Below are 26,141 nucleotides of genomic sequence, written 5' to 3'. Positions count from 1 at the left end.
GTTGGTGAGCAACTTTGTGGATAACCGCCGTTCGCCCCCGCCGGGCAACGCTGTCAAGATGGGTGGCCAAAAATTCACCGCATGTGATGGTCCGTGATGGGCGGGTGAATGCGCCATTCCGGCGCCGCTGTTGCCTTTGCGCGCCCTCGCGTACCCTGTAGCCCACTGCTGCCCGTGAGCCTTCATGAAACGACACTTCTCGATGCTGCGCGAGTTCCAGCTGGCCGACTGGTTCACCCTGGCCAACGCCTTCTGCGGCACCGGCGCGGTGTTCGCGGCGATGCGCTTCCTGCAGGACGGGGCACACGGCTACCTGCTGTTCGGCATGGCGCTGATACCGCTGGCTTTCATATTCGATGCCCTGGACGGGCGCATCGCGCGCTGGCGCAAGTCGAGCTCCACCCTTGGCCGTGAGCTGGATTCATTGTCCGATGTCATTTCCTTCGGCGTGGCGCCGGCCGCGCTGGCGTATGCCTGCGGCATGCAGGGTGGCTGGGACTGGCTGGTGCTGAGCTACTTCGTCTGCTGCGGCGTCAGCCGCCTGGCGCGCTACAACGTGACCGCCGAGGCGCTGTCCGATGGCGGTGACAAGGTGCCGTATTTCGAAGGCACGCCGATCCCGAGCAGCCTGCTGCTGGTGATCGTGCTGGCCATTGCCGCGGCCACCGGCGGCATCGGTCAGGAACTGTGGCTGGGCCAGTGGCAGCTGGGCCCGTGGCAGCTGCATCCGCTGGTGCTGCTGTTCGCGCTGTCCGGGTCGCTGATGATCAGCAAGACCCTGCACATCCCCAAGCCATGACGCAGGCATCGGCATGAGCGGATCGACCAACCAGCCCGGCGGCATGGATTTCGAGGCCCTTGCGCGCCAGTACTACGGCGCGTTGGGGGATTCGCTGCGCCAGGGCGGTGCCGGCGGCACCGATCCGGGTGAGTGGAAACAGGTACTGGACTGGTGGGCGCAGCTGCTGCCCGAGCGCGGCCCCGGCCCAGCGGACGATGCGCTGCATCGGTTCCGCGAACAGGCCGGCGGCTGGTACGGCACGATGCAACAGGTGGCCTCACGGTTTGCCGGCCGCGATGCGAGCAGTGCCGACGTGGCCCAGGCCTGGCGCGAAGCGGTGATGGGGCAGGGCAAGGGCGAAAGCCTGCTGCACTGGATGCTGCAGGGCGCGCAGGGGAGTACCGGCGCCGGCGGCGGCATGGACGATGTGGTGGCCGTGCTGGAGCAGTGGCAGGAGCGCCTGGCGCCGTGGCTGCAGAGTCCGGCATTCGGCCCGGCGCGCGAACACCAGGCGCGCTGGCAGAGGCTTCTTCAGGCCCAGCAGGCGTTCCAGGGCCATTCCAGGGAGTATGTGGCGCAGATCCAACAGGCGCTGGACGCGGCGTTCGCGCTGTTCGAGCAGCGGCTCGCCGAACACGAGTCGCCGGGAAGCCAGCTGACCAGCGCACGGGCGATGTTCGACCTGTGGATCGAAGTGGCCGAGGAGGCTTACGCGAAGGTGGCGCTTTCGGAGAGCTTCCAGCAGGTGTTCGCCTCGCTGGGCAATGCGCAGATGCGCCTGCGTTCGGCCGTGCAGCACGAAGTGGAGCAGCTGAGCGAACGCGTCGGTCTGCCGACGCGGACCGAAATGGACGCCGCGCACAAGCGCATCGCCGAACTGGAGCGTCAGCTGCGCCGCCTGCAGGCCAGCATGGAGCCGCTGCTGCGTGCCCCGGCCTCGGCTGCGGGAAGCGACGACTGGGCGGATGCAGTGCAACCGGCGGTCGCCAAGGTGGTGCCGCGGGCACGCAAGCGCGCTTCGCGTGCAACCAGCGCAGTGGCCCCCACGGCCAAGCCTGCGAAAGCGGCCAAGCCGGCCAAGCCGCGCGTCCGGAAGCCGCGCGCATGAAAGGCCCGCTGGGATTCAACGCCGACGACCTGATGCAGGAGACCCTGGCCATGCAGCGCAAGCTGATGGAGGGCCTGCAGCTGCTGCCATCGGTGGAGGACGTGGATTACGGCGCCACCGCGCGCGAGGCGGTCTGGAGCGACGGCAAGGTGGTGCTGTACCGGTTCGTGGGCGACCAGCCGCCGGTGCATGCCCGGCCATTGCTGATCGTCTACGCTCTGGTCAACCGGCCGTACATGGTGGATCTGCAGGCCGACCGGTCGCTGGTGCAGAAGCTGCTGGCGCTGGGACACGACGTCTACGTGCTGGACTGGGGCTACCCGGACCGCTCCGAGCGCTACCTCACCCTTGAAGATTACCTGCTGCGCTACATCGACGGCGCGGTGGATGCATTGCACGCGCGCAGCGGCGGGCCGGTGGACATGCTCGGCATCTGCCAGGGCGGTGTGTTCGCGCTGTGCTACGCCGCGCTGCGCCAGGCCAAGCTGGCCAACCTGGTCACCATGGTCACGCCGGTCGATTTCCATACCGCCGACAACATGCTGTCGCATTGGGCGCGCCAGGTGGACGTGGACCTGCTGGTGGACACGCTGGGCAACATCCCAGCCGACCTGATGAACAGCAGTTACCTGATGCTCAAGCCGTTTCGCCTCAACGTGCAGAAGTACGTCGGCCTGCTCGACATCCTGGATGACAAGGCTGCGCTGGAGGACTTCCTGCGCATGGAGAAGTGGATCTTCGATTCGCCCGACCTGGCCGGCGAAGCCTTCCGTGAGTTCATCAAGCAGTTCTACCAGGACAACGGCCTGGTCAAGGGGACGGTGCGCATCGGCGAGCACGCCGTGGACCTGTCGCAGATCACGTTGCCGGTGCTGAACCTGTATGCCGAGCAGGACCATCTGGTGCCGCCGGATGCCTCGCGTGCGCTGCGCGCGCGGCTGGGCACGACCGATTACACCGAATCCAGTTTCCGCGGCGGGCACATCGGTATCTACGTATCCGGCCGCGCCCAGCGCGAAGTGCCGGCGACGCTGCACGACTGGCTGCTGGCGCGCGCTGGCTGAATGGCCCGCGTGCCGCCCACGCATGGCGTAGACAGTGGGTTGGCTAGGGTAGTATCCAGACCATCGGAGCCGCTGCCATGAATGCCATCCCGCCTCGTTCCCTGTCGCGCTCGCTCAACGACCGCATGATCGCCGGGGTGATCGGCGGCATCGCGCACCGCTTCGGCTGGAGCCCGACCCTGTTGCGCATCCTGTTCGTGGTGGTCTCCATCGCCTCGGCGGCCTTCCCGGGCATCCTGGTCTACCTGATCCTGTGGCTGCTGATCCCCAACGAAGCCGACTGATCCCGGCGCCCTCCTGGTTGCGCGCGCTTCAGCTCCTCGGCGCGCTGTGGACCTCGCCCAACACGCTGATCGGCTTGGCCGCCGGCGCGCTTGGCTTGCTGGCCGGCGCCCGCGTGCGCTGGAGCGGCCGCGACTGTGCCTTGGTGTTCCAGCAGTGGCCGTGGGGACCGGGCGGCGCGATCACCCTGGGCAACGTCATCCTGCATACCGGCGGCGACCTGCAAGTGGCCTGCCATACCTACGCGCACCGTGCCGGACGAGGGGTGGAGCCGACGATCCGGCTGGATGACCACGAGCGCGCGCACGTTTACCAGTACCTGGTGCTGGGGCCGCTGTACCTGCCGGTCTACCTGCTGTGCGGCGGGGTGAGCGTGCGCAATCCATTCGAACGCGCCGCCGACCACTACGCACGCTTCGGCCACGGCTGGTGGCCCTGACGGCAACGCCGCCGGGCGGTCGCGTCAGCGTCGGGCGAACGACGGCAAAGGTGATCACCAGGTTAGCGTGGCGTTAAAAAAACGTCATGATTTCGCGTGGATCGTCCGTCATTTCCATGCAACCGGTCGTCATTACCATTGATGACATCTGAGTCAGCTTGGGCGCGCTAAGCTGCACTCAGGCGGTCGTGAAGGCAGTACTGCAGCGGCCACCTGGTTCAAGACGCAGTACGTAACCTGGAGAACACATCACATGGCAATTGTTCTATATGTCGGTGGTAGCAAGGACGGCGACAAGGGCGTGATGCCCTATGGCTTCAGCAAATCCCGCGCCGATACCGCGCTGGGGCCGGAGATCTATACCGAGCGGTTCATGGAACTGCAGGGCGTGGGCAAGGTCCGGTTGATGGCATTGGAGAGCCTGCGCGACGACATCGTCATGCAGCACGCCGCACGCCACTACCGCTGATCGCACTGACAGGCCTGGACACGCATCGAGGGCGTGTCCGCGCCGACATCCCAGCCTCACGCAAGGATGTCGGCGCCGGCAGGATTCCTGCCCCGCCTGCCACGCCGCTGTCAACGACTTCCCGTGCCAGCCGCGCGGCGCCAGAATGGGATCTTTCCGCATCAAGGCCACGGCCGGACGCAATGTCAGATACCAAGGTTGACCAGCAGATCGCCCAGACCATCGCCGATGAAATCGGTGCCCAGGCTGCCCAGGCGCGTGCCGCCATCGCGTTGCTGGACGAAGGCGCCAGCGTCCCGTTCATCGCACGCTACCGCAAGGAAGTCACCGGCGGGCTGGACGACACCCAGCTGCGCAACCTCGAATCGCGCCTGACCTACCTGCGTGAACTGGAAGACCGGCGCGCTGCGGTGCTGGCCAGCATCGACGAGCAGGGCAAGCTGACCGACGCTCTGCGCGGGGACATCCTGGCCGCTGACACCAAGAGCCGGCTGGAAGACCTGTACCTGCCGTACAAGACCAAGCGCCGCACCCGCGCGCAGATTGCCCGCGAGGCCGGCCTGGAGCCGCTCGCCGATGGCCTGCTGGCTGACCCGGCACGCGATCCCAAGCTGTTCGCCGAAGCCTTCGTCGATGCCGAAAAGGGCGTGGCCGACACCAAGGCCGCGCTGGAAGGCGCACGCGCGATCCTGATGGAGCGCTGGGGCGAAGATGCTGCTCTGGTGGGTGAACTGCGCAGCTGGCTGTCCGAAAACGGCGTGATCCGCGCCCGCGTGGCCGAGGGCAAGGAGAACGAAGGCGCCAAGTACCGCGACTATTTCGAGCATGCCGAAGCGCTGGCGAAGATTCCCTCCCACCGGTTGCTGGCGCTGTTCCGCGCGCGCCGCGAGGAAATCCTGCACCTTGAACTGGACCCGGGCACCGATGCCGAGGCCGGGCATCAGTACGGCGAAGGGCGTGTCGCGTTCAGGGCCGGCATCAGCGACAAGGGCCGTGCGGCTGATCGCTGGCTGCTCGATGCCTGCCGCCTGACCTGGCGCGCCAAGCTGCACATGCACCTGCTGCTGGACCTGTTCAACCAGGCCCGCGAAAAGGCCGAAGCCGAGGCGATCACCGTGTTCGGTGACAACCTGAAAGACCTGCTGCTGGCCGCACCGGCCGGACCGAAGACCGTGCTCGGGCTGGATCCGGGCATCCGCACCGGCTGCAAGGTCGCGGTGGTGGATGCCACCGGCAAGCTGGTGGCCACCGACACCATCTACCCGCACGAGCCGCGCCGGCAGTGGGAGCAGTCGCTGCAGTCGCTCAAGCACTTGTGCCTGAAGCACAACGTGGAACTGATCGCGATCGGCAACGGTACCGCCAGCCGCGAAACCGACAAGCTGGCCGGCGAAGTGATCGCCGCCATGGGCAGCACCACGCTGCAGAAGATCGTGGTCAGCGAGGCCGGTGCATCGGTGTATTCGGCCTCGGAATTCGCAGCCAGGGAGTTTCCGGACCTGGACGTGTCGATCCGTGGCGCGGTGTCCATCGCACGCCGCCTGCAGGACCCGCTCGCCGAGCTGGTGAAGATCGAGCCGAAGGCGATCGGTGTCGGCCAGTACCAGCATGACGTGGACCAGTACCGTCTGGCGCGGGCGCTGGAAGCGCGCGTGGAAGACTGTGTCAACGCGGTCGGCGTGCATGTCAACACCGCCTCTGCCGCACTGCTGGCGCGGGTGTCCGGGCTGTCCTCCACCGTGGCCGAGAACATCGTGCGGCACCGCGACGACAACGGACCGTTCAAGCGCCGCAAGGACCTGCTCAAGGTGCCGCGCCTGGGCGAAAAGACCTTTGAACAATGCGCCGGCTTCCTGCGCATCGCCGATGGCGACCAGCCACTGGACGCGTCCTCGGTGCATCCGGAAGCCTATCCGGTGGTGGAGCGCATCGTGGCCGCCACTGCCCGCCCGATCAAGGCGCTGATCGGCGATGGCAGCTTCCTGCGCGGGCTGAAGGCCGAACAGTTCACCGACGAGACCTTCGGCGTGCCGACCGTGCGTGACATCCTGAAGGAGCTGGAGAAGCCCGGCCGCGATCCGCGTCCGGAGTTCAGGGCCGCCCGCTTCGCCGAGGGCGTGGAGGACATCAAGGACCTGCGCGAAGGGATGATCCTGGAAGGCGTGGTGAGCAACGTGGCGGCGTTCGGCGCGTTCGTCGACATCGGCGTGCACCAGGACGGGCTGGTGCACATCTCGGCGCTGTCGGACACCTTCGTCAAGGATCCGCGCGATGTGGTCAAGGCCGGTGACATCGTCAAGGTCAAGGTGCTGGAGGTGGACGTGGCGCGCAAGCGCATCGCCCTGACCCGCCGCCTGGACGATACCCCAGGGCAATCCACCAGCCGTCCGGGCGCGCGCGAAGAGCGTCCAGGGGCGGGCAACCCGGCGCGCCGCGACGGAGGCGGCCGCGGTCCGGGCCAGCCGCGTGGCAATGGCGGCGGCGGGCGTCCTGGCAGCACGCCGGCCCCGGCCAACAATGCGCTGGCCGACGCCTTCGCCCGCGCCAAGCGCAGCTGAGGCAGGGCCGACAGGCCGGCCCGCAGTGTCCGGCCGAGCCCTTTCCGGCGATCTGGGACGGGGGGGCTTACGCAGCGCCCCGTGATTGCGCACACTGGGCGATGAGGGGGCCGATGAGGCCCGGGCCAGATGCCGGGAGGGCCATGGCGGTCAGTGCTGCAGGCGTGTCGACCAGGTCCCCGTGCGCAGGCACGCGACAGGCCTGCGCACGGGTGCGCGCGGTGCGCCGATGAACGACCTGTCCGCCCGTCCCCCCATCGATCTGCAGGCGCAGCTGGAGCAGGCGCTTGAGCAGGTCCGCCGGCTGCGCATGATCATCGATGGCAGCGCGGCTGGCACCTGGGAGTGGAGTCCGGCGACCGGCCACATGCAGGTCAACGCGCGCTGGGCCGAGATCGTCGGTTACACGCTGGAGGAGCTGCAACCCATCTGCTCCGATACCTTCGAGCGCCTGGTCCATCCCGATGACCTGCAACGTTCCGATGTCCAGCTGCAGGCGCATTTTGCCGGCCAGACGCCGTTCTACGAGTGCCTGGTGCGGATGCGCCACCGCAATGGCCACTGGGTATGGGTGCAGGACCGCGGCCGGGTCTGCGAATGGGATGCGGACGGGGCGCCGCTGTGGATGGCCGGCGCGCACGCCGATGTGACCGATCTGCAACAGGCACGCCAGGACGTGGCGGGTGCGCGCCAGCGGCTGCAGTCGATCGTCGACTCATCCGATGAAGTGGCGGTCATCGTCACCGATGAGCAGGGCTCGATCACGCTGTTCAACTCCGGTGCCGAACGCCTGCTGGGCTACCGGGCCGATGAAGTGGTGGGCGTCGCCAGCCCGGTGCTGTTCCACCAGGGCGAAGAAGCAGATGCGTTCCTGCGGACCCTGCCGGCCGACGAAGCAGCGGGAGGCGACCTGTTTTCGATACTCAGCGCGAGGGCACGCGAGCACACTTTTTCACGGCAGTGGACCTTCCTGCGCAAGGACGGCCAGCCCCGCCAGGTGCGGCTGTCGATCAGTGCCCTGGCCGACGCACGGGGGGAGATCACCGGCTTCGTCGGCATGGCTACCGACATCACCGAGGTGTTGCAGGCCCGCGCCGAGGCACGCCTGGCGGAAGAGAAATTCGCCGGGGCGTTCACCAGCGCGGCGCTGGGCATGGCGCTGGTGTCGCTGGAAGGGCGCTGGCTGGACGTCAACGATGCGCTGTGCCGGATCATGGGCTATTCGCGCAATGAGCTGCTGCAGGTCGATTTCCAGCGCCTGACCCACCCCGACGACCTGGACACCGACCTGGCCATGGTGCAGGGCCTGCTGCGCGGCGAGCGCGCGCATTACCACCTGGAAAAGCGCTACATCGGCCGCGAGGGCAACATCATCTGGACGCGTCTTTCGGTGTCGCTGGTGCGTAGCGAGCAGGGCGATCCGCTGCATTTCGTATCGCAGATCCAGGATGTCACCGCCCAGCACGCCAGCGAACAGCGCGTGCTGCAGGCCGAGCAGCGCAGCCGGATCACCCTGGATGCGGTGACCGACCTGGTGCTGAGCGTGGACCTGGACGGGCGCATTGAACATGCCAACGCGGCTGCGGTGCGTGCGCTGGGCGGGCCAGAGGGTGCCCCGCTGCACGGCCGCCACGTGGGGGAGATGATGCAGCTGACCACCGAATATGCACCGCTCTCACCGCTGGATATATCGGTGCTGCTGGATCCGGAAAGCAACGCAGTGGACCTGCATTCGGACCTGCTGCTGGTGCAGGACGGGGAGAACATGCCGGTGGATGTCTCCCAGGCCTGGCTGCATGACGATGCGGGCGCGCTGCGCGGTGCGGTGTGGGTGATACGCGATGTGACCCAGCTGCGCGCGCGGCAGCGCGAGGCGCGACAGCTGGCCGAGATGGATCCGCTGACCGACCTGGTCAACCGGCGCGGTTTCGAAGCGCACCTGCAGCAGGCCATCGCCCACGTGGACCGTACCGGGCAGGCCGCCTCGCTGATGTTCATCGACCTGGACCAGTTCAAGCCGGTCAACGATACCTGGGGGCATCTGGCCGGCGATGCGGTGCTGTGGGCGGTGGCCAACGTGCTGCGCCATGGCGTGCGTGATTCGGACGTGGTGGCCCGGCTGGGTGGCGACGAATTCGCAGTGATCCTGGCGGGTTGTTCGCTGCGCCGGGCGCGACGGATCGCCGGCGAGCTGCTGCATACCATCGGCGGGCTGTCCATCCCGTGGGAGCAGCACCGCATCAAGGTCGGGGTGAGCATCGGCATCGCCTCGATCAACACCGGGATGAGCGTGGACGAAGCGGTGGCCGCGGCCGACGTGCAGTGTTACCGGGCCAAGGCGGCCGGACGCAACAACGTGCAGTCCGAACCGATGGGCCTGGCTTCGCCACCGGAAAGTGACTGATCGGTGCGTGAAGGTCTCAGCCGGTGAGAGCGGGGCAGGGGACACTGCCCGCACCTTCAGAGACACCGGGGAACGGCATGGCAGATTGGGATCGGGAAGTGCTTCGTGCGTATGGACCTGCGGCAGCGGCGTGGATGGCTGCGGTGCTGGGTTGGCTGTTGCTTGAGCAGGTGCAGGGGGCGGCGCTGCACGTGGAACTGGCCAGCGTGCTGCGCTGGGCGGTGGTGGCGCTGCTGGGGGCCACGCTGGGACATGGCGGCTGGGTGAGCTGGCGGCTGTGGCGGAGAGCGTGACGACGGAAAGCGTGACGACCAACGGTCGTCACCCACCGGCCGATGGCATGGCGGCCAGCGGCTGTCGCTACGAATGAAAAAGCCAGGCACGTGGCCTGGCTTTTTCTTGTTGCTGGTGCCGGTGAAAGGACTCGAACCTTCATGGGGTCACCCCCGGCTGATTTTGAGTCAGCTGCGTATACCATTCCGCCACACCGGCAGCGTGGCCGCGTAGTGTAAACAAAACCGCGCGCCACGGGTAGGCCTCAAGCCGCTTCGCTCCAGGCGTATTCGATGTCTTCGCGGTCATCCAGGATCCGGTACTGCGCGGCCAGGTCGGTGGGATCCGGGTTCAGCCATGCATCCAGATGGGCTTCGCGAATCGGTACGATGCCGCGGTCGTGCCCGGTGGCGGCGACATCGCGCGGTGGCTCGTCGGTGACCGCCGCAAACGACAGCAGGCGGCCTTCGGGGCCTTCCCACTCCGCCCACAGGCAGGCGACCAGCAGGTCGCGGCGTGGCCGTGGCTGGAACTCCAGCACCACGTCGCTCTCGTCATCGGCGGACTGCAGCGGCAAGCCCTTGCGCGGTACGTGCTCGTAGAACGACTGCACCACCACCACGCCGTGGCGATGGCCGAATGCGCCACGCCAGTAGCCTTCCAGGCTGTCGCGGCGTGCGTTGTAGGTACCCGGATACAGCACGTCATTGCGCGCCGGCTTGTCCGGCAGCCGGCATTGGTAGCGCATCGGCTTGATCACCCGCCGGCCGTCTTCGGCCACGATGACCGGGGCATACGTGCCGGGAAAGATGCGATTGTCGCGCGGCAGCTGCTGGCTGCGCTGCAGGTCATCCAGGCGGGACTGGGCACGCTCGATGCGGTTGCCGGCGATGCGCAGTTCGTTGCGTGCCTTCTGCGTGGGCTTGCTGGCCACGGCGGCCTGGGCAACGGTGCGGCGCTCGTGCTGGCGCCGCAGTTCGGCTTCCAGTCCGGTCTGTTCCTGCGCATGCCACTGTTGGATCATCGCCACGATGTCGCGGCCGGCATCAGTGCGCGCGCCGCGGAATCCATCGTCCATCGCCTTCGGGGTTTTCGGCCGCTTCTTGGCCGGGTCGAAGGTGTACAGGCGGGAGAATTCCTCCAGCGACATCGTCGCGCCGTAGTGGCGGACCAGTTTGGCGTAGTCGGCGCGGATCTGGGCGGAGTAGCACATGCAGGCAGCTTAGCGCAGGAAAAGAAAAACCCGGCCGAAGCCGGGTTTTTGCAGAATTGGCGTCCCCACGGGGATTCGAACCCCGGTCGCCACCGTGAAAGGGTGATGTCCTAGGCCTCTAGACGATGGGGACGCACGAAAACTTGAGTTGTACTGCTATCCAGACGGCCTAATGCCTGGAGTGGTGGAGCCAAGCGGGATCGAACCGCTGACCTCCTGCATGCCATGCAGGCGCTCTCCCAGCTGAGCTATGGCCCCATTGAAACCCGGTTGCCTGATGGGTCAGGTTCCCGTTTTGAAACTGGCGTCCCCACGGGGATTCGAACCCCGGTCGCCACCGTGAAAGGGTGATGTCCTAGGCCTCTAGACGATGGGGACGCACGAAAAACTTCAAGTTGTAGAACCTTCGACGGCCTATTGTCGAAAGTGGTGGAGCCAAGCGGGATCGAACCGCTGACCTCCTGCATGCCATGCAGGCGCTCTCCCAGCTGAGCTATGGCCCCGTGTAACCGAGCCGCCTATCATACCGGCTTATTCACGTTTGTGGAAGCTTTTTCGAAGCTTCTCGACAATTGAAGGATACACCCACCGAAGTGAAGATCCGACAAGCGCCACGCCCGTGAAGGCCGAAGGCGATGAACAAAAAAGACCCGGTTTCGTCCGGGTCCCGGTTGTTCAGATGAGTGGCGTCCCCACGGGGATTCGAACCCCGGTCGCCACCGTGAAAGGGTGATGTCCTAGGCCTCTAGACGATGGGGACGCATTGCTCATCAATTTATTCGCGACCTTTCGACGGCCTAATGCCGAAAGTTTGGTGGAGCCAAGCGGGATCGAACCGCTGACCTCCTGCATGCCATGCAGGCGCTCTCCCAGCTGAGCTATGGCCCCACGTCGCTGAGGTGCGAAATCATAGCGATGGGTACTGGGGTTGGCAAGCATTTATTGCAGTTTTCTGCATGCCGATCCAGACACCCGGAAGCCGCTGCGAACGCAGCCGAAGTGCGTTGCTGATCACCGATACCGAACCCAGGTGCATCGCCACCGCCGCGTTCGGCCGAAAGCATCGGCAACGCGCCTGTTTTCTCCAGGCAGAAGGCAGCGCGGCGGCGGTCGGCCGGTCGGTAACAGCTGTTGCCGCTCGTAACGGCGGACGATATCGATAGGCGCGCTGGCACGGCGTACGGGTTGACCCCTATCCAGAGAGCCCTCCGAATGTGACCACCATCAACCCTTGAGTGAGGTCTAGAGCCACTAGCCGCTGAAAAGCAAGGCTTCTGACGCAGTTTGCAGCTTTCTTCATAGCCTCGGCCTGTACGCGATTCCTAACCTGCAGTCACCGAAGAGCCACGCCGTCAATGGCGGCGGCTCTGTTCGCGGGAGGCAAGAGGAGGAGCTGATGGACGCAAACAAGAACGAGCTGACAGAAATCGCAGTAGTGGAATACCCGGGTGCTGACCCTTCGGCTGCATCGATGCTGGCCGAGATGGCGCATGTCGGAAACCGGCTGGCGCAGCAACAGGGTCGGCATACGGCACGCATTCTGGTGTCGCGCTGGATCATGGCCAGCGATGGTGGCGGACCACAGCGGGTAGCCGGCGCGGAGATGCTGGATGCGACGGTGCCTGCGATCATCGCCCTGCCTGGGCAGGTCAGCCAGAACGGACAGATCCGTGACGAAACCGTGCTGCTGGACTGGTTAAGCGCCCACTACGACGGCGGAAGCCTGATGGCGGCGGTGAATGACGGAATCGGCGTGTTGTCACGCGCCGGACTGTTGGCTGGCCGGACGGTTGCCAGCGTGGACGCCACCCGCTTCCCGGGGCTGTCATCGCAGAGCGGAAGCTGGGTTCCCAGTGAACGGTTGCTGGTGGACGACGGCGACCTGTTGACCGTCACCGGATCCCAAGCGTGGCGATTCCTTGCCCTGCGCCTGCTTTACCGGGTGCACGGCCAAGGCGTGATGGCGGCGGTGGCTCACCAGCAGGGCATCGTGGTGCCTGCCGGCATCCAGCAGGACCTGGAGCGCTTCAGTGCCAACTTCGCACATGGTGATCGCGACGTGCTCAAGGCGCAGCGCTGGCTGCATACCACGGCCGCGCGCGGTGCCACGCTGGGGGCGATCTGCCAGGCCTCGGGACTGGAGCCGCGCACGCTGCAGCGTCGCTTCCTGAAGGCAACCGGGCTGCGCCCGATCGAGTATTGCCAACGGCTGCGCATTGCCAAGGCACAGCTGCTGCTGCAACTGGGCGGGGCCATCGATGAAGTGGCCTGGGGCGTCGGTTATGCGGACCAGAGCGCATTCCGCCGTCTGTTCCTGCGTATCGTCGGCATGACCCCGGCAACGTACCGGCGCATGGTGGCGGGCAAGCAGCGCGCCGCGCAGTCAGGCCCATCGCCGATGGGCAGCCCGTTCCGACCAGTCGACCGGCACGCTGCCTGAATGGACACCTGTCCAGTGGCTTGCTGCGGCCGCGATGGTGAACGACCCTCGTTCCTGCTGAACCTGCCGGACAGTATCCGTTGAAGACACACCTGTGATGATGAGCCTGGGACCAGTGCCACTGCCGGTGGCACTGGCCATCTCTTTCCTGCTGCTGGCGTTGCTGGTGGCGCGCCTGTGGCCGCGCCCGCCCGGCGTGGCATGGCGGCCCGCCACCGCCTTGCTGGTGGACATGTTCCTGCTGGGGCTGCTGGCCGCACGGGTGGTGTTCGTGCTGCGCGCCGCGCCGTTGTATCTGGCCGATCCCGGATCGATCCTGCGCATCGGTGATGGCGGCTTCGACCCTATTGGATTCTTCGCCTGTGCCGCTGGCTGGGGCGCGTGGAAGTTGCGTCAGCACCCTTCACTGCGCCCTGCCGTCGTTGCTGCCGCGCTGTTCGCCACGGCCGGTTGGTGGGGTGCCACCGCTGGCCTGCAGCATTGGCAGGCAGGGCAGGTCAGCCTGCCGGCGATGGTGCTGCACGACCTGGGTGGCCAACCGGTTGCATTGGCCGCAGGGCAGGGCAGCCCGGTCGTGGTGAACCTGTGGGCCAGTTGGTGTGGGCCGTGCATCCGCGAGATGCCGGTATTGGCAGCGGCACAGCGAGCGCACCCGCAGGTGCGTTTCCTGTTCGTGAACCAGGGCGAGGATGCGGAGACGGTGCAGGAATTCCTGCGCGTGCATGCGCCGGGCCTGCAGGGCGTGCTGCTGGACGAGCCGGCCCGCACGGCCGAGGCGATGGGCGTGCAGGCCTACCCGAGTACCCTGTTCTTCGACCGCGAAGGCCAGCTTCGCGAACTGCACCTGGGCGAACTGACCGCTGCAGGCCTCGAGCACAAACTGCGCCGGCTACGGTAGCCTGCGCGGGCATTCAATCAGGAGTTGTCATGCTTTCCACGTATCTGCGCGCCGCACCAGCGGCGCTGGTGTTGCCGATCCTGCTGGCGGTGTCCGGCTGTGGCCAGGCGCAGGCGCCGAAAACCGCGGCTCAGGCAACGCCTGCCACTGCGGGCGCCAATGGGGACGCAAGCGGCGTCCCGGCGCCGATCAAGGGCCTGCAGAAGCTCGGTTTCGAAGTGGTTTCAGAGTTCGAAGCGCCTGGCGGCCTGCGCGGGTTTGCCGGTGTGGTCAATGGCCAGCAGCCTGCCGCCGCTTACCTGACTCCCGATGGCAAGCATGTGGTGGTGGGCAGCCTGTTCGATGCGCAGGGCAATGACGTGGCGCGCGATCTGCTGACCGAAAAGGTGGCCGGGCCGATGACCGAGAAGATCTGGTCGCAGCTCGAATCCAGTGCCTGGGTCGCCGACGGCAAGGCCAGCGCGCCGCGCGTGGTGTACACCTTCAGCGATGCCAACTGCCCCTACTGCCACAAGTTCTGGGATGCGGCGCGGCCGTGGGTGGATGCCGGCAAGGTGCAATTGCGCCACATCATGGTGGGCGTGATCCGCGAAGACAGTCCGGGCAAGGCAGCGGCCATCCTGCAAGCGGCCAATCCGAGCGCTGCGCTGCTGGAGAACGAGCACGCCTTTGACCGCGGCGGCATCAAGCCGGTGGCGATCAGCGCCGATGCGTCGCGCAAGCTGGATGCCAACCAGGCGTTGATGGTCGAGATGGGTTTCCAGGGCACGCCGGGGATCCTGTTCAAGGATGCTGAAGGGCACGTGCAGCGTCGTTCGGGGCTGCCGCAGGGCAACGACCTGGAACTGATGTTCGGGCCGCGCTGAGTGTGTTCTGGTTTGCCGGGCCTGCGGCCCGGCACCCGCTTTTCAAGCCGAAGCAACGGCAACGTCAACGGCTGCAGGGCTGGTTGTTGGCGGGGCGGGGTGGCTGTGCAGGACACGCCGCAGGTACGTCCCTGTAGGCTCGCTTTTCGCATCCATGCGAAAAGACGGCCCTGCACAGCCACCCCGCCCCACCTTTCGACAGGTCCACGGCGGCCATGGAATCTTCGGTAGCGCCGACCCATGGTCGGCGGATTCTGTGGGGAAATGGGGTCTGATGGATTCCGCCGACCATGGGTCGGCGCTACCAGAGCGCCGTGTTTGTGTCGGGTGGAGGGAGCCCCTGAGTCAGGGGCGGCCGCGAAGCGGCGGGGTGTGGGTGTTGGTGAGACGGGGCCCGCGGTTTGCGCAGCAAAGCGTGGGAGCGGCAGCGCGAATGCGATGAAGTGGACCCGCGCCATGGATGGCGCGAAACGAGGCCCGCAGGAGCGGCTTTTGCCGTCCCCCGCACAGCCCCACCGCCCGGCCCCGAGCACGTAACCAGCAACAAAGCCACCCGCGAGGGGTTTCACCCGTTCGACCCACCGCCTACGGCGCCGAAGGCATCCCCGGCCGCACGTAGAACGAGCGCCCGGTATCGTCCACGAACATCAGCTCGGGCGCGCCCTGCCACGAGGTCAGCATCGCGCCCGTATTGTTCTGGTGCTTGACCATCAGCGTGGCACCCCGGTCCGGGTTGGCGACCACCTTGAAGACTTCGGTGGCGCCGGTGGCATCATCCAGGGTCAGGATCGCCTCGCCGCCGACGTCCGAGGTGCCATAGCCGCCGCGTTCGGAGCCGTCCGGGCCGAGCAGTACCAGGCCGGACAACGGAGCGCCACGCGGGCCCAGCGGCTTGCCGCCCGTGGTGGGATCGGGGACCGGGGCGCCCAGGATCAACCGCGCCTGGCCGTTCGCGTCGGTGATGATGAGTCCGCGGGCATGCAGCACCTGGTCGGGCGATTGCGCGCGCTGCTGGCGCCATGCGGTCCAGCCGCAGGCGGCCAGGGCGACCAGGGAGAGCGCGAGGGCGGTGCTGCTCAGGGCACGTGACATGGACGGATTCCTTCCTTGGATCGATCCACGACAATAGCCGATGCACGCGGCGTGCTCCAGTCGTCCATGCGACCTTCGCCGCATGCGACGGAGGTTGACAGCAACAAACCCCCTCGACCACTCTTCACCTGTTGGATTGCCTCGCAGTCCAGGAGCAGGTTGTCACGCCGGACGGAGGGGTCCGTGCGCAGGCCTGCTCCGCCCCGGTCCCTGCAGCATCGCTTCGGCGAGGCCTGCATGCGGGCTAGCGCTGCTCCCTTCGGCGGCACCCTTTCCAGGACCGACTGCGCAGGCATCGGGTTTGAAACGTCTGTCGATGAAAACGATTACAAAGCAGCTCTCCCTTTCCGCCGCCATTGCGCTGGCGCTCTCCGTTCCGGCCTTCGCTGCCGATACGACGCCGTCCTTCACTGTGTTGGCGCTGGACAAGGCCCCGCAGGCCGCCGATGTCGGTTCGCTGGCCACCCAGCTGACCTCGGTGCAGGCCGATGTGGTGACGGTGCTGGACGTGGAGCGTGCGGTCGGGGCGATTGATCCGCTGCAGACGCTGGCTGACCAGCTCGGCTTTGCCTACCGCTTCGTCCAGGCCGAGGTGGATGCCCAAGGCACTGCGCAGGGCCAGGTGATCCTCAGCCGTGTCCCGGTGCAGGCCGAGTCCGGTCCGGACCAGATCGGCCGAGGTTATCTGCGACTGGCCGATGACCGTCATGTGGTGGCGCTGTATGCGCAGGCCGGTGCGGATGCGACGGCACTGCCGGCCCTGCTGCAGTCCTCGCGCCTGGGGGCGCCGGCGGTGCTGCTGGCGTCGCAGGCCGTGCGGGCCGACGGCTTCGCCGCAACTGCGGTGGACGGCGTGGCCAGCAACGGATTCGCTGAAGGGCGCGCCTCGACGCTTGACCTGCGCGATGGCGCGGGTCGCAAGCTGCAGGCACGACTGCTGACCTTGCCGTATGCGCAGGGCGCGACGCCGCCGCAGCCGTGGATGGACACCACGCTGGGCGCCGATGAGCGCACCCGCCTGCTGTTGGGTGAGATGACCCAGGACGAAAAATTCCAGATGCTGCGCAGCTACTTCGGGCTGGGCAAGGACGGCGGTCCGCTGCCGGAAGGCGCGGTCGGTTCGGCCGGCTTCGTGCCCGGCGTGGCGCGGCTGGGCATCCCGGCGCAGCAGTCGGCCGATGCCGGCGTAGGGGTGACCAACCCCGGCGGCATCCGCAAGGGTGACTTCGCCACCGCGATGCCGTCCGGTCCATCCACGGCGTCCAGCTGGAATCCGCTGATCGCCTATGTCGGCGGCGCCACGATGGGTCGCGAAGCCTGGCAGCAGCGCTTCAACATCCTGCTCGGTGGCAGCGTCAACCTGCAGCGCGATCCGCGCAACGGGCGCAACTTCGAATACGCCGGTGAAGATCCGCTGCTGGGCGGGGTGATCGTGGGTGAGTCGATCCGCGGCATCCAGAGCCAGCACGTGATCTCCACGATGAAGCACTACGCGCTCAACGACATGGAGACGCGGCGCAACTTCCACAGCGTGCAGATCGGCGACCAGGCGATGCACGAGTCGGACCTGCTGGCCTTCGAGATCGCCATCGAGCTCGGCAAGCCGGGTTCGGCGATGTGTTCCTACAACAAGATCAACGGCATCTACGGCTGCGAACATCCGTACCTGATGAACCAGGTGCTGAAGCAGGAATGGAAGTTCCCCGGTTTCGTGATGTCCGACTGGGGCGGCGTGCACAGCGGCTCGAAGGCGGCGCTGGCCGGCCTGGACCAGCAGTCGGCCGGCGAAGTGTTCGACGCCACCACCTTCTTCGACCAGCCGCTGCGCCTGGCCGTGGCCGGTGGCACGGTGCCGCAGGCGCGGTTGGACGACATGGTGTCGCGCATCCTGCGCACGATGTTCCTGCATGGCAACTTCGACAACCCGCCGCAGCACCAGCCGATCGACGTGGAAGCCGGCTATGCCGCGGCCCAGCGCACGGTGGAAGAGGGCAGCGTGCTGCTGCGCAACGAAGGCAACCTGTTGCCGCTGGCCGACAGCGTAAAGCGCATCGTGATCATCGGCGGTCACGCCGACAAGGGCGTGATCGGCGGCGGTGGTTCGTCGATGGTGGGCATCACCGCCAAGGGCACCAACGCGGTACCGGGCGTGATGCCGACCACCTGGCCGGGTCCGGTGATCTTCCACCCGTCTTCGCCGCTGGAAGCGCTGCGCGCCGAGCGGCCCGATGCCCAGATCACCTATGTGGATGGCCGCAATCCGGCGGCCGCCGCGCGCGCGGCCGCACAGGCCGATGTGGCCCTGGTGTTCGCCACCCAGTGGTCTGCCGAATCGGTCGACCTGCCGGACATGCAGCTGCCCGACCAGCAGGACGCGCTGATCAGTGCGGTGGCCAAGGCCAATCCGAAGACCGTGGTGGTGCTGGAAACCAACGGCCCGGTGCGTACGCCGTGGCTGGCCCAGGTGCCGGCGCTGCTGCAGGCGTGGTATCCGGGCATCCGCGGTGGTGAGGGCATCGCCGCACTGCTCACCGGCAAGGTCAATCCGTCCGGTCGCCTGCCGGTGACGTGGGTGGTGGACGAATCACAGCTGCCGCGCCCGCACGTGCCGGGACTGGGGTTCAACCCGAAGCAGCCGGCGGTGGACATCTTCGATTTCGATATCGAAGGTGCCAACGTGGGTTACAAGTGGGCTGCAGCCAAGGGCCTGGTGCCCACCTTCGCCTTCGGCCATGGCCTGTCCTATTCCAGCTTCGCCTACGAGAACCTGCAGGTGAGCGTGGAAGGCCAGCGCCTGGTCGCCAGCGTGGACGTGCGCAACACCGGCGCGCGTGCCGGCGCTGATGTTGCCCAGCTGTACCTGAAGCTGCCACAGGGCCACACCACGCCGATCCGCCTGGTCGGTTTCGACAAGGTCAGCCTGCAGCCGGGTGAGCAGCGCCGGATCCGCATCGAAGCCGAGCCGAAGACACTGGCTGATTTCAATCCGACCGCGCGGGAGTGGAAGATTGCCGCTGGCGAGTACCAGCTGCAGCTGGGTCGCAACGCGGCCGAGCCGCTGCAGGTGGTGGATGTGAAGCTGCAGGACACCGTGGTTCGCTGATTGCGGTCGGGGAGGTGACGACCAACGGTCGTCACCCACCGGGCAGTCGTCACACCCACCGGGCGGTCGTCACACCCACCGGGCGGTCGTCACCCGCCGGGCGGTCGTCCCCCCACCGGGCAGTTGTCAGCCCGTGTTGCTCACAGCGGCGGGTAATCGGTGTAGCCCTTTGCACCGCCGCCATACAGGGTGGCCTGGTCGATTTCGGCCAGCGGTGCGTCGCGGCGCAGGCGCTCGACCAGGTCCGGATTGGCGATGAAGGCACGACCGAACGCCACCGCATCGGCGTAGCCCGATGCCAACGCGGCTTCGGCACGCGTCTTGTCGTAACCGTTGTTGGCGATCCATGCGCCGCCGAAACGCGAACGCAGGGCCGCATAGTCGAACGGGATATTGTCCCGGTCACCGCCGGTGGACCCTTCGATGACATGCACGAAGGCCAGCCCCTCGATATCGTCCAGGCGTTCCACGGCGCGTTCGAACAACGGCTGCGGATCGCTGTCGTGGGCATCACCGGCCGGGGTAGTGGGGGACAGGCGCACGCCGGTGCGCGCCGCACCGATCGTGCCGGCCACTGCGCTGACCACTTCGAACAACAGGCGGGTACGGTTCTCGATGCTGCAGCCGTAGGCGTCCTCGCGTTTGTTGCTGCCATCGCGCAGGAACTGATCGATCAGGTAGCCGTTGGCCGCGTGGACTTCAACACCGTCGAAGCCGGCTTCGATGGCGTTGTGCGCGGCCTTGCGGTAGTCCTCGATCAATGCCGGGATCTCGTCCAGGGCGAGCGCGCGCGGTGTGGACACGTCTTCGAAACCGTTGGCGGTAAAGGTCTTCGCATCGGCGCGGATGGCGCTGGGCGCGACCGGTACCTCACCTTCCGGCAGCAGGCTGGTGTGCGAGATGCGGCCGACGTGCCACAGCTGCAGCACGATCTTTCCGCCGCGGGCGTGGACTTCGTCGGTCACGGCCTTCCAGCCCTGCACCTGTGCGCTGCTGTAGATGCCCGGCGTGTCGAGGTAACCCTGGCCCAGCGGACTGATCTGTGTCGCTTCGGCGATGATCAGCCCGGCGCTGGCGCGCTGCCCGTAGTACTCGACCGCCAGCGGCGTAGGGACGCGGTCCGGCAGGGCGCGATTGCGGGTGAGCGGGGCCATCACCACCCGGTTGGCGATGGCGATCGCGCCCAGGCGGGTTGCAGAGAACAGCACAGTGTCATCGGTTGGCATCAAGCATCCTTCGTTGGGGGAGGAAAGGCCGCGTCAGGGCCCGTGCGCCGAGCATAGGACCTGGGTTGTTGCAGCGATGGGAAGGCCTGTTGCACGCGCCGTGGACGCATGTTGCGGGCGCGTCACGACGCGCGGCGTAACGTTGCCGGTGATGGCTGGACCCCATCCAGACCAACGCAACAGGAGTCGAGCAATGATTGATTACCAACTCAAGGGCAAGACCGCGATCGTGACCGGCGGCGTGTCCGGGATCGGGCTGGCCGTGGCGGAAATGCTGGCCGCTTCCGGTGCCGCGATTTCGGTATGGGACCTCAAGCAGGAGGCGGTCGACGCCACCGCCGAAGCGCTGCGCGGCAAGGGCGCAAAGGCGCTCGGCATCGCACTGGACGTCACCGACGAGACCGCCGTGGAAGCGGCCGTGGCACGCACCGTGGCCGAACTTGGCAGCGTGGATATCGCGGTCAACAACGCCGGCATCGGCGGTCCGGCCGCGATCAGTGGGGACTACCCCGTGGAGGGCTGGCGCAAGGTCATCGACGTGAACCTGACCAGCGTGTTCCTGTGCCAGCGCGCGCAGATCCAGGCCATGCGCAAGGCTGGCCGTGGCGGCAGCATCATCAACATGGCCTCGATCCTGGGCCAGGTGGGGTATGCCGGTTCGGTGGCCTACGCGGCGGCCAAGCATGGCGTGGTGGGTCTGACCCAGACCGCTGCCTGGGAGCATGCCGCCGACCAGATCCGCATCAACGCGGTCGGACCCGGTTTCATCAGCACCCCGTTGCTGGAACAGATGGACCCGAAGGTACGGGCCACGCTGGAAGGCCGGCACGCGCTCAAGCGCCTGGGCACGCCCGAAGAGGTCGCCGCGCTGGTGGCCTGGCTGGCCAGCGATGCCGCATCGTTCGCCACCGGCACCTACTACGCCATCGATGGCGGCTACCTGGCACAGTAAGCCAGCGGCTTTCACGGTCCTCGCACGGCATTCCGGCGACCTTCACGATTTGACCAAGGGAAGACGTGCGATGGATTTCAGCCAGGATATCTCCCTGCTGCTGCGGGTGGCTGCGGCCATGCTGTTCGGCGGGGTCATCGGGTTCGAGCGCGAACTGGGCAAGCATGCGGCGGGACTGCGCACGCACATGCTGCTGGCCGGCGCGGCGGCGCTGATCGTCGGGCTCGGCGATTCAGTGGCCGAGCATTTCCAGCAGGACCAGTACCGGGACCTGCTGCAGGTCGATCCGATCCGCCTGATCGAGGCGGTGGTGGCGTGCGTGGGCTTCATCGCCGCCGGCACCATCATCCGCGGTACGCGCGATGGCGAAGTCAGCGGCCTGACCACCGCCAGTTCGCTGATCATGTCCGCCGCGGTCGGCATCGCAGTCGGTATCGGCGCGTATGTGATCGCCAGCGGGGTGACGCTGATGTGCGTGGTGGTGCTGACCGTGATGCGCCGGGTCGAGAAAAAACTGTAAACCGGCGCATTCGCCGAAAGGCGAATTGCCTGGCGGCGCCGTTTGCGCTCACAGTCGGACATGATCATTTCCGCCTCCACCGACTACCGGGCAGCGGCGCAGCGCCGGTTGCCGCCGTTCCTGTTCCATTACGTGGACGGGGGTGCCTACGCCGAATACACGTTGCGGCGCAACGTGGAGGACCTGGCCGGGATCGCGTTGCGCCAGCGCGTGCTGCGCGACATGTCAGAACTGGACCTGCACACCGACCTGTTCGGCGAGACGCTGGCGATGCCGGTCGCGTTGGCGCCGGTCGGCCTGACCGGCATGTTCGCGCGGCGTGGCGAGGTCCAGGCCGCACGTGCGGCAGCCAGCCGGGGGATCCCGTTCACGCTGTCCACGGTATCGGTGTGCCCGATCGAAGAGGTGGCCCCGGCGATCAACCGGCCGATGTGGTTCCAGCTGTATGTCCTGCGTGATCGTGGCTTCATGCGCAACGCGCTGGAACGCGCACAAGCGGCCGGGGTGACCACGTTGGTGTTCACCGTGGACATGCCGTTGCCCGGTGCGCGCTACCGCGACATGCATTCCGGGATGAGCGGACCGAACGCTGCGCTGCGCCGCGCCGGCCAGGTGCTGGCGCATCCGCGCTGGGCCTGGGACGTCGGGGTGCGCGGGCGTCCGCACGATCTGGGCAACATCTCGGCTTACCGCGGCGATCCCACCGGGCTGGCCGACTATATCGGCTGGCTGGGCAGCAACTTCGATCCGTCGATCAGTTGGAAGGACCTGGAATGGATCCGCGAATTCTGGAAGGGATCGATGGTGATCAAGGGCATCCTCGACGCTGATGACGCGCGCGATGCGGTGCGCTTCGGTGCCGATGGCATCGTGGTGTCCAACCATGGCGGGCGCCAGCTGGATGGGGTGCTGTCGACCGCACGCGCCTTGCCGGCCATTGCCGATGCGGTAAAGGGCGAACTGAAGATCCTCGCCGATTCGGGCATCCGCAGTGGCCTGGACGTGGTGCGCATGCTGGCGCTGGGCGCCGATGCGGTACTGCTCGGACGCGCCTTCGTGTATGCCCTGGCCACCCATGGAGAAGCCGGGGTGGCCAACCTGCTGGACCTGATGGCGAGGGAGATGCGGGTGGCGATGACCCTCACCGGGGCGCGTTGCATCGCCGACATCAGTCCCGAACTGCTGGTCCGCGCGGACTGAAGGCCGCCCCGGTGCTGCGATTACTCGCAGCGCACGGCGGTGATCACGTCCTGCTTGTCGATGAAGACGCGCAGGCGATCGGTGCGCAGGTCCTTGGTGGTGATCGTGCCGGGGCCGATCGGGTTGACCAGCCCGGCGCCGCTTTCGCGTGACAGCCGCCGCATGTTCGCCTCGTTCGCAGGCTGGCCCACGGCCCATCCCAGCGCGCTGGCCTGGCACTGGCCACTGCCGCGCACCTGAGGGCCCGGACTGCTGGCACAGCCGTTCAGGACCAGCGTGCCGAGCAGGGCGAGGGGGATCATCATGCCGTGGCGGATATCCATCAGTGCGCTTTCACAGGGGTGGTGGGAGCACCATAGCACTGCCTGGCGTGATGGCCACGGTCAGTGCGGCAGCGCGCCCTGCAGGTAGCTTTCGATGACATAACTGAAAGGCCGCTGCGCGCTGTCGCGCAGCAGGGCACGGACTTCCAGCACGGTGGCGCCGGCACCGTCGCCGCGAGCGGGCCAGTAGGTTTGATCACGCAGGGTCTGGCGCTTGAAGCCGAGCGGTGCGACCACCCGGCCGAACGGCTCGTCACTGCCATCAAGCAGGCTGTTCATCGCCGGCGTCAGCAGCGCGGGCACGTACCAGTTGTCCGCTTCGGACAGCACGCGCGAACCGCAGGCCAACTGCACGCGGCGGTAGCGCAGCGGCGTGCTGGCGTCGACCTGCAGCGCCCTGCGTACGTCGTCGGGCGCATCGCGCTGCACGCCCTGGACCCGTACCGCGCGGACCCGCCCCTTGTCGGCCAGGCCGTGTTCGGCGCACCAGGCCTCCAGGGCCGCGGTGGCGCTGCGTTCGGCCAGCACACGCCGGTGCAGTTCCTCCACGCGCTGTTGCGGCGTTGCGGACGCCGCCGAGGCGTCCTGCCCGGTCTGCGCATCGGCCGCGGCCAAGGCGGCAACCGGCGCTGCCGCCAGCAGCGAGGCGGCCTGCCAGCGATGGCGGTCGGTGCGGTCGAACGGGCCCATGGATCCTGCTGTGGTGATTGCGTCATCGCTAGTTTACCCGCTCCTGCGATCGACCCGCTGCCGGGGCACCGGGCAGTGGCGTGGTGGATGCCTGCAATGCAGCGATTTCATTGGCGGCCTGGCCGTACCAGCCCGTAAGGTCGCATGCATTCATCGAAGGAGAACCGCATGACGGCCCTGCATGTACGTGGCGCGGTGGATGCCGCCGGCCAGCCCCTGTCCTTCACCATCGAGCACGGACGGTTCACCCGCTTCGGTGCCAGCGTGCCCCCCGAAGCCGGTGACGGCGAGGGGGTCGACCTGCGCGGGTACACGGTGCTGCCGGCTCTGGTCGACGGCCACATCCACCTGGACAAGAGTTTCGTTGGCGACCACTGGCGTCCCCACCAGCCGGTCGCCAGCCTGCGCGAGCGCCTGGCCCAGGAGAAGCAGGCGCTGGCGGCCGCCGCGCCGATGGACGTGCGCGCCGAGGCGTTGATGCGGCAGATCGCCGCGCTGGGTACTGCGGCGGTGCGTTGCCACGTCGATGTCGATGCGACCACCGGCCTGCGCAACCTGCATGCGGTGCAGCAGGCCCATGCACGCTGCGCGGACCTGCTGGACATCCAGTACGTTGCCTTCCCGCAGGCCGGGGTGATGTCCTGTGCCGGTACCGCGCAGGTGCTGCGGCAGGCATTGGCCGAAGGAGTGCAGGTCGTGGGCGGAATCGATCCGCAGGGCCTGGATGGAGACGCCCGTGGGCAGCTGGATCTGTTGTTCGGCCTGGGCGACCGGCACGGCGCACGGATCGACGTGCACCTGCACGAGCCCGGCGAGCAGGGCCTGGCGCAGCTGCAGCAGGTGTGTGCGCGTACCGAAGCGGCCGGCCTGCAGGGCAGGGTGGCGGTCAGTCATGCGTATGCCCTCGGTGAGGTGCCGCTGGCCCGTGCGCAGCAGGTCGGCGAAGCACTGGCACGCGCGCAGGTGGCGATCATGACCAATGCGCCGGGCGACCGGCCGTTTCCGCCGGTGGCGGCCCTGCATGCGCAGGGCGTGCGGCTGTTTTCCGGCAACGACAACATCCGTGACAGTTGGTGGCCTTATGGCAACGGCGACCTGCTGCAGCGCGCGATGTTGATCGGCTACCGGTCCGGCTTCCATACCGACGGCGAGCTGCAGCTGGCGCTGGACATGGTCACCAGCCACGCCGCGGCGGTGCTCGGCTTGCCGGAACATGGCCTGCAGGAGGGCTTGCCGGCGACCTTCGTGGCGGTACGCGCCGATCATGGACCGGCAGCGGTGGCGGCCGTGCCGTCGGACCGCGTTTCGATGCGCCGGGGACGCTGGATCCTGCCCCCGGCCAGCGCCTGAGCAGGCTGGCTCACCGGGTTTCGCTGTCGACCTGGCGTTTCAGCTCCAGCGCCAGCGCGCGCACGCCGTCGTCGGCGTTATCTCGGTAGAGGATGCCGATTTCGTAGCTGTCGATCACCGGTAGTCCGTGTTCGCCATCGATGATGCGATGGTCGGCGGTGACCGCACGACGTGGCAGCAGACTGATGCCGATACCATCGGCCACCGCGCCCTGGATGCCGCTCAGCGAGGAACTGGTGAAGGTGATCCGCCAGCGCCTGCCGAGCGTTTCGATCGCATGGATCATCTCATCGCGGTACAGCCCACGGGGTGGGAAGGTGACCAGCGGCAGCACGTCCTGGCCAGCGCTGGGCGTGGCCCTGCCGTCGATCCAGTGCATCGGTTCGGGCCAGCAATGCACGGCGGGCCGGCTGTTGCGCCGTTGCTTGACCAGCACCAGGTCCAGCTCACCGTGGTCGAAGCCCTGCGCCAGGTCCCGGCTCAGGCCGCTGCTGATTTCCAGCCGGACCTGCGGATTGCCCCGGTTGAAGGCGGCCAGCATGCGCGTGGTGGTCGGGTTGACGAAATCCTCGGGCACGCCGAGGCGCAGCGTCGTGGCCACCGTTGCACCGGCCAGCGCCTGCAGCAGTTCGTCGTTCAAGCCGAGCATGCGGCGCGCGTAGCCCAGCAGCGTCTGGCCGGCGTCGGTGGGCTGCACGTCGCGGTGGCCGCGTTCCAGCAGGCGATGGCCGGCCAGCTGTTCCAGGCGGCGCACCTTCTGGCTTATGGTGGACTGGGTGGAGTGCAGTCGGCTGGCGGCCGCGGTGAAACTGCCGCAGTCGGCGACCATGACCAGGGCGCGCAGCAGGTCCAGTTCAAACAATGATCTATTCGCCTGGTTCATCGCTGGG

The 26,141-nt window shown here is 67.2% G+C and carries 23 protein-coding genes and 7 tRNA genes; 17 read left to right on the top strand and 13 right to left on the bottom strand.

Annotated features, from left to right (window positions below):
* Positions 1-184: 184 nt before the first annotated feature.
* The 9 genes from ACI2JH_RS01065 (at position 185) to ACI2JH_RS01025 (ending at position 9,398) form a co-directional block, all read left to right on the top strand.
* Positions 185-799 (top strand): phosphatidylcholine/phosphatidylserine synthase, encoded by a 615-nt coding sequence (locus ACI2JH_RS01065; protein ID WP_182655747.1) that lies wholly within the window; start codon positions 185-187, stop codon positions 797-799.
* Between the two features lie 13 nt (positions 800-812).
* Positions 813-1,889, top strand: coding sequence for a class III poly(R)-hydroxyalkanoic acid synthase subunit PhaE (gene phaE / locus ACI2JH_RS01060; RefSeq protein ID WP_404735170.1), 1,077 nt, complete (start codon positions 813-815; stop codon positions 1,887-1,889).
* On the top strand, positions 1,886-2,953 hold the full coding sequence (locus ACI2JH_RS01055; RefSeq protein WP_404735169.1) for a class III poly(R)-hydroxyalkanoic acid synthase subunit PhaC: 1,068 nt from the start codon (positions 1,886-1,888) through the stop codon (positions 2,951-2,953). The genes phaE and ACI2JH_RS01055 overlap by 4 nt, the downstream gene beginning before the upstream one ends.
* 77 nt (positions 2,954-3,030) lie before the next feature.
* On the top strand, positions 3,031-3,237 hold the full coding sequence (locus ACI2JH_RS01050) for a PspC domain-containing protein (RefSeq protein ID WP_101100603.1): 207 nt from the start codon (positions 3,031-3,033) through the stop codon (positions 3,235-3,237).
* Positions 3,237-3,674: a hypothetical protein gene (locus ACI2JH_RS01045; protein ID WP_182655823.1), complete on the top strand. Its 438-nt coding sequence runs from the start codon at positions 3,237-3,239 to the stop codon at positions 3,672-3,674. Before ACI2JH_RS01050 ends, ACI2JH_RS01045 begins: the two co-directional genes overlap by 1 nt.
* Positions 3,675-3,927: 253 nt before the next feature.
* The gene (locus ACI2JH_RS01040) at positions 3,928-4,143 is read left to right on the top strand and encodes a hypothetical protein (protein WP_042613926.1); all 216 of its coding nucleotides are present in this window, start codon (positions 3,928-3,930) and stop codon (positions 4,141-4,143) included.
* A gap of 182 nt (positions 4,144-4,325) precedes the next feature.
* Positions 4,326-6,701, top strand: coding sequence for a Tex family protein (locus ACI2JH_RS01035; protein ID WP_404735168.1), 2,376 nt, complete (start codon positions 4,326-4,328; stop codon positions 6,699-6,701).
* A gap of 229 nt (positions 6,702-6,930) precedes the next feature.
* Positions 6,931-9,105, top strand: a complete 2,175-nt coding sequence (locus tag ACI2JH_RS01030; RefSeq protein WP_404735167.1) for a PAS domain S-box protein — start codon at positions 6,931-6,933, stop codon at positions 9,103-9,105.
* A 77-nt stretch (positions 9,106-9,182) separates the two neighbouring features.
* Positions 9,183-9,398: a hypothetical protein gene (locus ACI2JH_RS01025; protein WP_404735166.1), complete on the top strand. Its 216-nt coding sequence runs from the start codon at positions 9,183-9,185 to the stop codon at positions 9,396-9,398.
* Between the two features lie 113 nt (positions 9,399-9,511).
* On the opposite strand, the gene ACI2JH_RS01020 is transcribed toward ACI2JH_RS01025, so the two are convergent.
* The 8 genes from ACI2JH_RS01020 to ACI2JH_RS00985 form a co-directional block, all read right to left on the bottom strand.
* Positions 9,512-9,597 (bottom strand) — tRNA-Leu (locus ACI2JH_RS01020).
* Between the two features lie 46 nt (positions 9,598-9,643).
* Positions 9,644-10,591 carry an SOS response-associated peptidase family protein gene (locus tag ACI2JH_RS01015; RefSeq protein ID WP_319275082.1) on the bottom strand — a complete coding sequence of 316 codons (948 nt, stop codon included), beginning with the start codon at positions 10,589-10,591 and terminating at the stop codon, positions 9,644-9,646.
* A gap of 57 nt (positions 10,592-10,648) precedes the next feature.
* Positions 10,649-10,724 (bottom strand) — tRNA-Glu (locus tag ACI2JH_RS01010).
* A 49-nt stretch (positions 10,725-10,773) separates the two neighbouring features.
* A tRNA-Ala gene (locus ACI2JH_RS01005) sits at positions 10,774-10,849 on the bottom strand.
* Positions 10,850-10,893: 44 nt separating this feature from the next.
* A tRNA-Glu gene (locus tag ACI2JH_RS01000) sits at positions 10,894-10,969 on the bottom strand.
* A 49-nt stretch (positions 10,970-11,018) separates the two neighbouring features.
* Positions 11,019-11,094: transfer RNA gene (locus ACI2JH_RS00995), tRNA-Ala, on the bottom strand.
* A 181-nt stretch (positions 11,095-11,275) separates the two neighbouring features.
* Positions 11,276-11,351: transfer RNA gene (locus ACI2JH_RS00990), tRNA-Glu, on the bottom strand.
* 52 nt (positions 11,352-11,403) lie between these two features.
* A tRNA-Ala gene (locus ACI2JH_RS00985) sits at positions 11,404-11,479 on the bottom strand.
* A gap of 508 nt (positions 11,480-11,987) precedes the next feature.
* Between ACI2JH_RS00985 and ACI2JH_RS00980 the strand changes: the two genes are divergently transcribed.
* From ACI2JH_RS00980 to dsbG, 3 genes are all read left to right on the top strand, one after another.
* The gene (locus ACI2JH_RS00980) at positions 11,988-13,031 is read left to right on the top strand and encodes a GlxA family transcriptional regulator (protein ID WP_182655751.1); all 1,044 of its coding nucleotides are present in this window, start codon (positions 11,988-11,990) and stop codon (positions 13,029-13,031) included.
* A gap of 100 nt (positions 13,032-13,131) precedes the next feature.
* Positions 13,132-13,929: a redoxin family protein gene (locus ACI2JH_RS00975; RefSeq protein ID WP_404735165.1), complete on the top strand. Its 798-nt coding sequence runs from the start codon at positions 13,132-13,134 to the stop codon at positions 13,927-13,929.
* Positions 13,930-13,958: 29 nt separating this feature from the next.
* Positions 13,959-14,795, top strand: coding sequence for a thiol:disulfide interchange protein DsbG (gene dsbG, locus ACI2JH_RS00970; RefSeq protein ID WP_182655753.1), 837 nt, complete (start codon positions 13,959-13,961; stop codon positions 14,793-14,795).
* A 585-nt stretch (positions 14,796-15,380) separates the two neighbouring features.
* Here the strand turns inward: dsbG and ACI2JH_RS00965 are convergent.
* Entirely contained in the window at positions 15,381-15,887 is a 507-nt protein-coding gene (locus tag ACI2JH_RS00965; protein WP_101100609.1) for a hypothetical protein, read from the bottom strand.
* 316 nt (positions 15,888-16,203) lie between these two features.
* Between ACI2JH_RS00965 and ACI2JH_RS00960 the strand changes: the two genes are divergently transcribed.
* On the top strand, positions 16,204-18,990 hold the full coding sequence (locus ACI2JH_RS00960) for a beta-glucosidase (protein ID WP_404735164.1): 2,787 nt from the start codon (positions 16,204-16,206) through the stop codon (positions 18,988-18,990).
* 140 nt (positions 18,991-19,130) lie between these two features.
* Here ACI2JH_RS00960 and ACI2JH_RS00955 read toward each other — a convergent pair whose 3' ends face one another.
* A complete protein-coding gene (locus ACI2JH_RS00955) occupies positions 19,131-20,216 on the bottom strand; it encodes an alkene reductase (RefSeq protein ID WP_404735163.1) in 1,086 nt (361 codons plus the stop codon).
* Positions 20,217-20,409: 193 nt separating this feature from the next.
* On the opposite strand from ACI2JH_RS00955, the gene ACI2JH_RS00950 reads away from it, so the two are divergent.
* From ACI2JH_RS00950 to lldD, 3 genes are all read left to right on the top strand, one after another.
* Positions 20,410-21,168: an SDR family NAD(P)-dependent oxidoreductase gene (locus ACI2JH_RS00950; RefSeq protein WP_101100612.1), complete on the top strand. Its 759-nt coding sequence runs from the start codon at positions 20,410-20,412 to the stop codon at positions 21,166-21,168.
* A 70-nt stretch (positions 21,169-21,238) separates the two neighbouring features.
* Positions 21,239-21,688 carry an MgtC/SapB family protein gene (locus ACI2JH_RS00945; RefSeq protein ID WP_042613935.1) on the top strand — a complete coding sequence of 150 codons (450 nt, stop codon included), beginning with the start codon at positions 21,239-21,241 and terminating at the stop codon, positions 21,686-21,688.
* 60 nt (positions 21,689-21,748) lie between these two features.
* Positions 21,749-22,888: an FMN-dependent L-lactate dehydrogenase LldD gene (gene lldD, locus ACI2JH_RS00940; RefSeq protein ID WP_404735162.1), complete on the top strand. Its 1,140-nt coding sequence runs from the start codon at positions 21,749-21,751 to the stop codon at positions 22,886-22,888.
* 20 nt (positions 22,889-22,908) lie between these two features.
* On the opposite strand, the gene ACI2JH_RS00935 is transcribed toward lldD, so the two are convergent.
* A complete protein-coding gene (locus tag ACI2JH_RS00935) occupies positions 22,909-23,193 on the bottom strand; it encodes an I78 family peptidase inhibitor (RefSeq protein ID WP_404735161.1) in 285 nt (94 codons plus the stop codon).
* 78 nt (positions 23,194-23,271) lie between these two features.
* The gene (locus ACI2JH_RS00930) at positions 23,272-23,901 is read right to left on the bottom strand and encodes a hypothetical protein (protein WP_404735160.1); all 630 of its coding nucleotides are present in this window, start codon (positions 23,899-23,901) and stop codon (positions 23,272-23,274) included.
* Between the two features lie 168 nt (positions 23,902-24,069).
* On the opposite strand from ACI2JH_RS00930, the gene ACI2JH_RS00925 reads away from it, so the two are divergent.
* A complete protein-coding gene (locus ACI2JH_RS00925) occupies positions 24,070-25,251 on the top strand; it encodes an amidohydrolase family protein (protein WP_404735159.1) in 1,182 nt (393 codons plus the stop codon).
* Positions 25,252-25,261: 10 nt separating this feature from the next.
* Here the strand turns inward: ACI2JH_RS00925 and ACI2JH_RS00920 are convergent, their stop codons facing one another.
* Positions 25,262-26,134: a LysR substrate-binding domain-containing protein gene (locus ACI2JH_RS00920; protein WP_182655761.1), complete on the bottom strand. Its 873-nt coding sequence runs from the start codon at positions 26,132-26,134 to the stop codon at positions 25,262-25,264.
* Between the last annotated feature and the right edge of the window lie 7 nt (positions 26,135-26,141).

This window comes from Stenotrophomonas sp. NPDC078853, from assembly GCF_044901215.1.
In the GTDB taxonomy this organism is placed as follows: Bacteria; Pseudomonadota; Gammaproteobacteria; order Xanthomonadales; family Xanthomonadaceae; genus Stenotrophomonas; species Stenotrophomonas lacuserhaii.
The sequence above is the reverse complement of the archived record's forward strand: the minus strand, read 5'-3'. Positions and strand labels throughout refer to the sequence as shown.